The organism is Pseudomonas floridensis, assembly GCF_002087235.1.
Lineage (GTDB): Bacteria > Pseudomonadota > Gammaproteobacteria > Pseudomonadales > Pseudomonadaceae > Aquipseudomonas > Aquipseudomonas floridensis.
On sequence record NZ_MUIO01000073.1, the window covers coordinates 19683 to 29075 of the forward strand.

Genomic DNA, 9393 nt, shown 5'->3' on the forward strand with positions numbered 1-9393 from the left:
GCGAAAAAGTCTGCGCATCCAGATCGAGAAGTAGTGCCTGAAGAAACCGCTTCGTGGACAAGTCCACTCCCACGACGCGATCCATGCTCCCCACGACGCGATCCAGCCTTCCGTGGGAGCGGACTCGTCCGCGAAGAGCGATGCTACTGACTGAACTGAGACGCCAGTTCGCGCAACAGCACTTCGGCTTCCAGCACCTTCTTCACCGACTCGTTGGCCTTTTCGCGGCTCAGGCCGAGGCGTTCGAACAGTTCGTCAGGAATCTCCTGCTGTGGGCCTGCACCGATGCCATTGGCACGCAGCAGGCGGACCGCCAGGAACACCAGGTTGGCATATGCATGATGCTCGCCTGCGTAATGCGGGTCGTGCTGGAAACGCAGCGCGGTGGCGAGTTCGTCCGGCATGTCCCAGTAGCGCATCAACCAGGCACCGATCTGCTCACGGCTGATGCCGAGCAGATGATGCTCGATGAAGCTGTGGTGCAAATGCGGGTTCACTTCCAGCTGACGGCAGATCAACGTGAAATGCGGCGGGAACACGTGAGCCAGCAGCAGGTAACCGAAGTTGTGCAGCAGGCCCGCCAGGTAAGTCAGCCCGCCTTCAGGTCGTTTGGCACGTGGGATGGCGCGTGTGAGGCCTTCGATGACCGCGGCGGTATAGATCGACTGTTGCCAGTAAGGCGTGGTCTGTTGCGGTTGATCCTTTGGCAGGCTCAGGGTTTTGCCCAATGCCAGACCCAGCGCCAGGTTGATGACCAGGTCGAAGCCCAGTACACGCACGATGGCGTCTTCGACTGAACGGATCTTGCCGGTCGAAGCATAGTAAGGCGACGCCGCCCAACTGACGACCTGAGCAGCCAGCGCGGGGTCGGTTTCGACCACGCCGGTGATGTCATCGATGGTCGCATCGGGATCGACCCGCAGCTTGATGATTTTCTGAGCAGTGCCGGCCAGCGGCGGGATTTCAAGGGTCGCTTCCAGGCGCTGCTGGATACGGCGCGCAGTAAACGCGTGCATCGCCTTTGTGATCTCGGCCGGGTCGTCATGAGGGCGGTCGATGTTGGGATGGATCTTGTCCACCAGCGCGCCGAAATGAGCGGCACTGGCTTTGCTCAGCATGCTTTTGAAGTCGTCACTGCTGATTTCCAGAAGAACACCGGGCTCCCCGGAACCTACCAGCAGCGTCGGCTCTTGCAGCAGACGTTCGTCATAGAGACATGGTGAGCTGGTCAGCGCAGGCAGGCCAGGCAGAACGTGCAGGTTGTGTTTGGCCAGCATCCGCAGCAGTCGATCGTGCGGGACGGCGGCCAGCTGGCGACCGGTCAGCTCAGTGATGCGGCTCAGATCGAGCAGCTGGTTTTGCGGGAACAGGATCAGCAGTGCACCGACTGCATCTTCGACCAGGACGGCCTGAACCTTTCGTGCCGGTTGCAGGTTTTTGTCATCGACGACTTCGTTGTAACTGATCGCCAATTTTTCAAGCAACTGCCGGATTACCGACGGGGCGTGATGCGAATCATCGACGTGAGCAACTTCTGTCATGGTCTTTGTCCAAATTCCTACAATGACCGAAGTATAACCACCTTATTTGATTTGGGTCGCGTGCGGTTGCCAAAGCGTTGCCTGCATCACACCTGGCCATACTGCTGGCCATGACGCAGCCAGCGCTCCAGCAATGGACTGACATGTTGCGGCCAACGCTCAAGCAGGGCTTGGGCTGCGTCGCGAACGGCGGGGAGCAGATCGGCGTCGCGCATCAGGTCAGCGACCTTGAATTGCAGCAGGCCCGTTTGTCGGGTTCCGAGCATTTCGCCAGGGCCGCGCAGCTCCAGATCCTTCTCGGCAATGACAAACCCGTCGTTGGTTTCACGCATGATCCCCAAGCGCTGACGGCCGATCTGTGACAATGGCGGATGGTAGAGCAGCACGCAATGACTGACCGCGCTGCCGCGTCCGACACGCCCGCGCAATTGGTGAAGTTGGGCCAGACCGAGGCGTTCCGGGTTTTCAATGATCATCAGGCTTGAGTTGGGCACGTCGACACCCACTTCGATCACCGTGGTCGCTACCAGCAGTTGCAACGCACCCTGTTTGAACTCGGCCATGATCGCGGCCTTCTCGGCGGGCTTCATGCGTCCGTGAATCAGGCCGACACGCAACTCACCCAACGCGCTGCTCAATTCCTCGAACGAGGTCTCGGCGGCCTTGCAAGTCAGTTCTTCCGACTCTTCAATCAGGGTGCACACCCAGTACGCCTGACGGCCCTCGGCGCAGGCCGCCCGCACGCGTTCGATCACTTCCATACGGCGGCTGTCGGCGACCAGCACGGTATTGACCGGCGTGCGGCCTGGCGGCAATTCGTCAAGAATGGAGGTGTCCAGATCGGCGTAGGCACTCATGGCCAGGGTTCGGGGGATCGGCGTAGCGGTCATGATCAACTGATGCGGGCACATCAGACCGCCCACGCCTTTTTTGCGCAATGCCAGACGCTGCTGGACGCCGAACCGGTGTTGTTCGTCGATGATCACCAGCGCCAGGTTCTTGAACTGCACTTCGTCCTGAAACAACGCGTGGGTGCCGACAACCATCGGGGTGCCGCTGGCAATCTGCTCCAGCGAAGTGACGCGCGCCTTGCCCTTGAGTTTGCCCGCCAGCCAGGCCACACCGACGCCCAGCGGCTCGAGCCAGCGCTGAAAGTTGATGTAGTGCTGCTCGGCGAGAATTTCAGTAGGGGCCATCAGCGCCACCTGATAACCGGCTTCCAGCGCTTGCAATGCCGCCAGCGCCGCAACGACGGTCTTGCCCGAGCCGACGTCGCCCTGAATCAGACGCAGCATCGGCTCGGGCTGACTCAGGTCGTAGGCCACTTCCTTGCCCACCCGCTGCTGTGCACCGGTGGGCGGAAAGCCGAGATTGGCAAGGAATTGCTTCGGCAGTTTCCTGGCCAGCGGCAACGCCGGTGCACGTTGCGAACGCAGGCTTTCACGCAACCGTTGCTGGGAAAGCTGATGGGTCAGGAGTTCTTCGAAGGCCAGACGATGCTGCGCCCAGTGATGCCCCAACGCCAGCTCTTCCACGTCAGCGTCGGCAGGCGGGTGATGCAGATAACGAATCGCGTCGTCCAGCGGGGCAAGTTGATAATCGCGTGCCAGTTCATCCGGCAGCCAGTCAGGCAGGCTCTTGGGGCCGAGCATCGCCAGGCTTTGCTGACACAGCTGGCGCAGACGCTGTTGGGTCAGGCCTTCCGTGGTCGGGTAAATCGGCGTGAGCGTCTGCTCGACGGGTGCAGGCTCATCGCCCGTGATCGCACGGTATTCCGGGTGATAGATTTCCAGGCCGGAAGCACCGGGTCGCGCTTCGCCAAAACAGCGCAGGTGAGTGCCGCGCTTCATGCTTTCTTTCTGAGCGTTGCTGAAGTGGTAGAAGCGCAGACTGACCACGCCGGTGCCGTCGCCCAATCGCACCAGCAGGCTACGACGTTTGCCCATCACCACATCGGCGCCACTGACGACGCCTTCGATCACCGCGTCCTGGCCTGGCCGCAACGCGCCGATGGGCACGATGCGGGTCCGATCCTGATAACGCAACGGCAGATGAAACAGCACATCCTGCAGATTTTCCAGACCGACCCTGGCCAGCTTTTCAGCCATGGCCTCGCCGACGCCTTTGAGCGCCGTGACCGAGACGTTGGAAAGCTCGCTCATTTTTCTACCGCCTAGCTCGCTTCTGTTTTCGGACGAGCCACTGAACACAGGCGCACGGAGTCAGCGAGAATCTCGATTGCCTTGGGCCTTGGGAAGCTCGCACGCCACGCGATGGCGACCGTGCGGAACGGCACCGGCGGCGTCAGCGGACGCACTTCGATCACACCAGGCGCGTAGTGATGACTGTCGACTGCCGACAACGGCAGAATCGAAATGCCCAGCCCCGACGCGACCATGTGGCGAATGGTTTCCAGCGAGCTGGACTCCACGGTGGTGTGCTTGGCACCCTCGCTGCCTTTGGTCAGTGTAGGGCAGGCTTCCAGAACCTGATCACGGAAACAGTGACCTTCACCCAGCAACAGCAGGCTCTTGTCGTTGAGCGCCGACGCGTCGATGGTCTCTTTCTGGGTCCATGGGTGGTCCGCAGGCATCAGCACCGAGAAGGGTTCGTCATACAGCGGCAGTGTCAATACATCGGCTTCGTTGAATGGCAGCGCGATGATGACGGCATCCAGTTCACCGTTGCGCAGCTTGTCGCGCAGCACATGGGTGAAATTTTCCTCGATGTACAACGGCATCTGCGGGGCTACCCGATGCAGTTGCGGGATCAGGTGAGGAAACAGGTAAGGGCCGACGGTGTAGATCGCGCCGACTTTAAGCGGTGCGGTCAGCTGATTCTTGCCGGCCTGAGCCAGCTCGCGAATGCCCTGGGCCTGTTCCAGTACCTTCTGAGCCTGGGCAACGATGCCTTCGCCGACCGGAGTCAGGCGCACAGCGCTCTTGCTGCGCTCGAAAATCAGCACACCCAGTTCGTCTTCGAGTTTTTTGACACCCACCGACAGCGTAGGCTGGCTGACATGGCAGCGTTCAGCGGCGTGGCCGAAATGCTGCTCTTGGGCGAGCGTAACGATGTAGCGCAATTCTGTAAGGGTCATAACGTGCGTCCATGAAGTTGCGGCCCCAGCATAGCGGGTGCAATCGATAGACGCACGTTATCAGAAGCACTCTTGAGTAACAAAAGTGTGATTTAGCGTTTATCCAGCGAATATACGAACGGTGCGAGGATTTCGATGGTGCCGTTGTTCAGGATTTCCCCCGGTGGCTTGGGCAACGGCTGCGCACGACGGATCATCTCCATGGTGGCGCGGTCCAGAGCCGGGCTGCCGGAACTGCTGGCAATCGAGTACGACGAAACATTGCCCTGAGCATCTACCACGAAACGCAGTCGAGCCACCCCTTGCATGCCACGGCGGCGTGCGTCTTCCGGGTACTTCTTGTACTTGCTCAAATGGCGCAGCAGATCGCCCTGCCAGCTTGGCAATGCGTTGCTGGGCGGCGAAGCCGGTGCAGGCGGCGTCGGAGCAGCCGATTTCTCGGGTTTGGCCGTGGTCGGAGGGGTATCCACCGGTTTGTCTTCGGCGGGCTTTTCCTCGGGTTTTGGCGGCTCAGGCTTCTTCTGCGGCTTGGGCGGCTGCGGTTTGGGCTTGGGCTTCTCTACCTTCTTGGGCACGACGATTTCCGGCTTCGGCGCTTCGGCGATCTCCGGCACCGGCACCTGTTCTTCCGGTGCAGGTGGCTGAGGCGGCTGAACGACCTGCGGCGGTGGCGGCGGTGCGGGCTCTGGCAAAGGCGCGAGTTCGACCATCATGGCGGCTGGTGGCAGTTCGATAGCCTGAGAGGCCGGCCAGCGTAGCGCGACGATGATCGCGATAGCGTGCACGGCCAGCACCAACAACAGACTACCGCTATAGCGCGTCAGTTTTTGGCGCGTAGTGATCATTTCTTACCAACCGTCTCAAGGCCTACCAGACCGATTTTCAGGTAACCCGCGCCCCGAAGCGTGTTCATGACTTCCATCAGGTCGCCATAGTCCACACCCTTGTCAGCCTGGAAGAAGATCGTGGTGTCTTTCTTGCCCTTGGTGCGGGCGTCGAGCACCTGACCGATCTGCTCGCGTGCGACCTTCTCTTCACCCAGATACAGGCTCTTGTCGGTCTTCACGCTGAGGAAGATCGGCTTTTCAGGCCGGGGTTGCGGCGTCGCGGTGGACGCAGGCAGGTCAACCTTGATGTCCACCGTGGCCAGCGGAGCCGCGACCATGAAGATGATCAGCAGCACCAGCATGACGTCGATGAACGGCGTGACGTTGATTTCGTGGTTTTCGGCGAGATCGTCGTCGCCTTCCTTCAGATGCATGCCCAAGGTTCAGCCCACCTTGACCATGTGCGGCGACTGGCTGCGGTCGGCCGCCGGCTGGTGGTCCAGATCGCGGCTGACCAGCAGCAACACCTGGGCCGAGGCGTCGGCGACCTGAGCTTTGTAACCGGCAATGGATCGGGCGAAGACGTTGTAGATGACCACGGCGGGAATCGCAGCGACCAGACCCAGCGCAGTGGCCAGCAGCGCTTCGGCGATGCCCGGTGCCACGACGGCGAGGTTGGTGGTCTGGGTCTTGGCGATGCCGATGAAGCTGTTCATGATGCCCCATACGGTACCGAACAGACCCACGAATGGCGCGGTGGAACCGATGGTGGCCAGCACGCCGGTGCCAGTGCTCATGTTACGGCCACAGGCGGCGACCAGACGCTCGAGGCGGAAGCTGACGCGCTCCTTGATGCCTTCTCGTTCGCGGCTGTTGGTCGACAGCCGCATTTCTTCCATGGCGTCGTGGACCAGCAGGTTTGCCAGCGTGCCTTGCTTCGCGGCGGTCTCGCCAGCTTCGGAAAGGGTGCGGGCCTTTTTCAGGTTGGCGATTTCGGTACGCAGGCGGCGCTTGGCACCCAGCAGCTCGAAACCCTTGGCAATCCAGATGGTCCACGTGATGATCGAGGCAATCGCCAGACCGATCATGACGGCCTTAACCACGACGTCGGCGTTCTGGTACATGCCCCATGGCGACAGGTCGTGAGACATGCCCAGGCTGTTGTCTTCGACCGCAGGCTCCAGCGCTGGCGCAGGTGCGGCGACATCGGCCTGAGCGGGCGCGGAAGTTGCACCGTTCGTGGCAGGTGCCGTGGCTGCAGGCGGTGTCGCAGGCGCTGACTGGTCCGCAAGCGCAACGGGTGCGAGCATCAGGCTCAATACGAGAGCCGCAATACCACGCCATGCGCGAGGCAGGCTGAGTAGCTTGGTTGGCGAAGCGATTGATTGAATACGTGTCATGCTGGCCTGACCTGGGAGAAGAAAAGAGTGAGTCGTTCCAGTCGCCGTGCGTTGCGTTCGACGTTCTTTGGGGAACAAATGGGTCGCCATTATTGCAAATCGTTCTTGTTAACAAAAGTAATACAGTAACTTTTTTACATATTGGTTTGAATGCCCGATGTTTTCTGATGACTTACACGGTGTCTGATCACCGTCATGTGGAGATATGAAATGCCTGCCCCCACCGTTTTGATCGCTGGTTGTGGCGATATCGGCTCTCGACTGGCCACTCGCCTGCTCGCTCACGAATGGTCCGTCTATGGGCTGCGGCGTACGATTTCCGGGCTCTCGCAGGGCATAGTGGCTGTGGAAGGCGATCTGTTCCAGGCTGAAAAACCGGCTGGCTGGCCGACGGGTCCGATTGATTACCTGGTGTATTGCGCGACTCCCTCGCAGCGCGATGAAATCGGTTACCGAAAGGCCTACGTTGACGGGCTTCGCCATGTGCTGGGCTGGCTCAACGAGCAAGGACAGCGACCCAGACGCGTGTTTTTTGTCTCCAGCAGCGGCGTTTACGGTCAACAGAATGGTGAATGGGTCGATGAAACGTCGGTCACTGAGCCCGTCGGTTTTTCCGGCACGATCATGCTCGAGGCCGAGCACCTCGCTCGCGACAGTGGATTCCCCGCCACGGCGGTCAGGCTGACCGGTATCTACGGACCTGGGCGTGCAGACTTGTCCAATCGGGTTCGTCAGGGGCACAGCGTCAGGGTCGATCCACCGGTCTATGCCAATCGCATTCATGCCGACGATGCCGCGGGCCTGCTGGCGCATCTGCTTGAAGCCGATGAGCGCGGTGTTGCGCTGGACGACTGTTATCTGGGTGTGGATGACGATCCGGCCGCGCTGGCCGACGTGGTGTCATGGATACGCGAGTATCTGGGCGTCACCGAATGGTCCGAGGACGTCAGCGTGCAGCGCGTGGGCAGCAAGCGTTGCAGCAATGCGCGAGCGAAAGCCTTGGGCTGGACGCCTGTGTATCCGGACTATCGGGCGGGGTATGCGGCGCTGCTGGGGTAAGGCGGGACCGATGATTCAGCCATGAAAAAGCGCCCATGACGGGCGCTTTTTCGAGGGCGTGCGGGTTACTGCTGTTCGAGCAACCAGCGACGTGTGCCTGGGCGCAACTCTGGCATCTGGTCGGCTCCGGCGTTGTTCACTGCCTGGAAAATTTCCAGTTGCTTGCCTTTGCGAGCAAAGATCCATGGGTTGCCTTGTTCGGCTTTTTCCAGCCACATGCTGTCGTATTCGCCGCTCATCGCCGCACAATCGCCGGCAAGGCAGAGCGCGAAGCGATCATTTTCGGGAAGGCCCTGCACGCTGCCGTCAGGCATGAACTGCACGGTGCTGCCCTGGCCGTCGCCTTCGACGATGGTCCACTTACCGCCCATGTACGCACCATACAACGCTTTTTCGAAGCTGCTGCCAGGTTGCGCACCTTCAGGTACGGAGTTCTTCGGTTTCTCGAAGTGTTGCTCCGGGCCGGATTCGCTGGCCGCTTGAACCAGCTGGTCGCCCTTGACGCTCAGGTCTTCGAAGAAATTGCCGTAGAAGTCGATGTGCAGCTTGCCCTCGGCAGCGCTGACGATCTTGCCTTCGCCTAGCTCAAAACCGTTGGAATATACGGCCTGATTGGTTTTGGAGTTGATCTGCCATTCGAGGTTAGGACCATTGGCGAGTAGCGCCTGGCGCAGGTTGCCTTGTTTGACCGCCGCATCGATGGCGGTCTGGTTGATCCAGGTGCCGTCCGGGTTGCGGTCAGCAATGCTGGAACAGCCGCCGAGTACAACGGCCAGCAGCGAAATGGCGAGCGCGGAACGCATAACAGATTCCTTCCTTCAGGGAGAACGGGGCGCAGGGCACGCTCCGCCGGGGGATTTATTCGATGACGAGAATCGCGTCCATCTCGACCTGCGCGCCACGCGGCAGTGCGGCCACACCGATGGCGGCGCGTGCCGGATAAGGCTGCGCGAAGTAGGTGCCCATGATCTCGTTAACCTTGGCGAAGTGGCCGAGGTCGGTCAGGAAGATGTTCAGCTTGACGATGTCCTTGAAGGATCCGCCAGCCGCTTCGGCAACCGATTTCAGGTTTTCGAAGACCTGAGTGATCTGGGCTTCGATGCCGTCGACCAGTTCCATGGTTTTCGGGTCCAGAGGGATCTGTCCGGACATGTAGACGGTATTGCCAGCTTTGATCGCCTGGGAGTAAGGGCCGATGGCCGCGGGGGCCTGGTCGCTGGTGATGACGGTCTTGGTCATGAAGAACTCCTGAGAATGGATTGGCTTACGAGCGCATGCGAGTGATGCGTGTGACCCCGGTCAGTGCGCGTAGTTTCTTGATCACCCGGGCCAGGTGTACACGGTCGTGCACGCTGACCACGAGCTGGACCACGCTGATGCGGCCATCGCGCTCATCCATGCTGATTTTTTCGATGTTGCCGTCGGCGGCGTTGACGCTGCTGGCCAGCAGGGCGATCAGGCCGCGCTGG

10 protein-coding genes are annotated in these 9393 nt (G+C 60.6%); 1 reads left to right on the forward strand and 9 read right to left on the reverse strand.

All coding sequences use genetic code 11. From position 1 onward, the window contains the following. Positions 1 to 143: 143 nt before the first annotated feature. From BZK31_RS17985 to exbB, 6 genes are all read right to left on the reverse strand, one after another. Entirely contained in the window at positions 144 to 1541 is a 1398-nt protein-coding gene (locus tag BZK31_RS17985; protein ID WP_083184290.1) for an aminoacyl-tRNA deacylase and HDOD domain-containing protein, read from the reverse strand. Positions 1542 to 1627: 86 nt separating this feature from the next. Continuing rightward, complete coding sequence (gene recG, locus BZK31_RS17990) at positions 1628 to 3703, reverse strand: ATP-dependent DNA helicase RecG (RefSeq protein WP_083184291.1); 2076 nt, start codon at positions 3701 to 3703, stop codon at positions 1628 to 1630. An 11-nt stretch (positions 3704 to 3714) separates the two neighbouring features. Next, the gene (locus BZK31_RS17995; RefSeq protein WP_083184292.1) at positions 3715 to 4638 is read right to left on the reverse strand and encodes a hydrogen peroxide-inducible genes activator; all 924 of its coding nucleotides are present in this window, start codon (positions 4636 to 4638) and stop codon (positions 3715 to 3717) included. A gap of 92 nt (positions 4639 to 4730) precedes the next feature. After that, positions 4731 to 5483: an energy transducer TonB gene (locus tag BZK31_RS18000; protein ID WP_083184293.1), complete on the reverse strand. Its 753-nt coding sequence runs from the start codon at positions 5481 to 5483 to the stop codon at positions 4731 to 4733. Beyond that, a complete protein-coding gene (exbD, locus tag BZK31_RS18005) occupies positions 5480 to 5905 on the reverse strand; it encodes a TonB system transport protein ExbD (protein WP_083184294.1) in 426 nt (141 codons plus the stop codon). Before exbD ends, BZK31_RS18000 begins: the two co-directional genes overlap by 4 nt. A gap of 3 nt (positions 5906 to 5908) precedes the next feature. After that, positions 5909 to 6865 carry a tonB-system energizer ExbB gene (exbB, locus tag BZK31_RS18010; RefSeq protein WP_083184295.1) on the reverse strand — a complete coding sequence of 319 codons (957 nt, stop codon included), beginning with the start codon at positions 6863 to 6865 and terminating at the stop codon, positions 5909 to 5911. 210 nt (positions 6866 to 7075) lie between these two features. Between exbB and BZK31_RS18015 the strand changes: the two genes are divergently transcribed. Next, on the forward strand, positions 7076 to 7924 hold the full coding sequence (locus BZK31_RS18015) for an SDR family oxidoreductase (RefSeq protein ID WP_083184296.1): 849 nt from the start codon (positions 7076 to 7078) through the stop codon (positions 7922 to 7924). Between the two features lie 65 nt (positions 7925 to 7989). Here BZK31_RS18015 and BZK31_RS18020 read toward each other — a convergent pair whose 3' ends face one another. The 3 genes from BZK31_RS18020 to BZK31_RS18030 form a co-directional block, all read right to left on the reverse strand. After that, positions 7990 to 8727 (reverse strand): hypothetical protein, encoded by a 738-nt coding sequence (locus BZK31_RS18020; protein ID WP_083184297.1) that lies wholly within the window; start codon positions 8725 to 8727, stop codon positions 7990 to 7992. Between the two features lie 55 nt (positions 8728 to 8782). Further along, on the reverse strand, positions 8783 to 9163 hold the full coding sequence (locus tag BZK31_RS18025) for a RidA family protein (protein ID WP_083184298.1): 381 nt from the start codon (positions 9161 to 9163) through the stop codon (positions 8783 to 8785). A gap of 25 nt (positions 9164 to 9188) precedes the next feature. Beyond that, the coding region (locus BZK31_RS18030) for an ACT domain-containing protein (RefSeq protein ID WP_157900762.1) at positions 9189 to 9393 on the reverse strand (205 nt) is incomplete at its 5' end.

Excerpts from the sequence above, each read along its gene's own strand:
- BZK31_RS17985 (WP_083184290.1), bottom strand. The coding sequence starts at position 1,541 with ATGACAGAAGTTGCTCACGTCGATGATTCGCATCACGCCCCGTCGGTA.
- recG (WP_083184291.1), bottom strand. The coding sequence starts at position 3,703 with ATGAGCGAGCTTTCCAACGTCTCGGTCACGGCGCTCAAAGGCGTCGGC.
- BZK31_RS17995 (WP_083184292.1), bottom strand. The coding sequence starts at position 4,638 with ATGACCCTTACAGAATTGCGCTACATCGTTACGCTCGCCCAAGAGCAG.
- BZK31_RS18000 (WP_083184293.1), bottom strand. The coding sequence starts at position 5,483 with ATGATCACTACGCGCCAAAAACTGACGCGCTATAGCGGTAGTCTGTTG.
- exbB (WP_083184295.1), bottom strand. The coding sequence starts at position 6,865 with ATGACACGTATTCAATCAATCGCTTCGCCAACCAAGCTACTCAGCCTG.
- BZK31_RS18015 (WP_083184296.1), top strand. The coding sequence starts at position 7,076 with ATGCCTGCCCCCACCGTTTTGATCGCTGGTTGTGGCGATATCGGCTCT.
- BZK31_RS18020 (WP_083184297.1), bottom strand. The coding sequence starts at position 8,727 with ATGCGTTCCGCGCTCGCCATTTCGCTGCTGGCCGTTGTACTCGGCGGC.
- BZK31_RS18025 (WP_083184298.1), bottom strand. The coding sequence starts at position 9,163 with ATGACCAAGACCGTCATCACCAGCGACCAGGCCCCCGCGGCCATCGGC.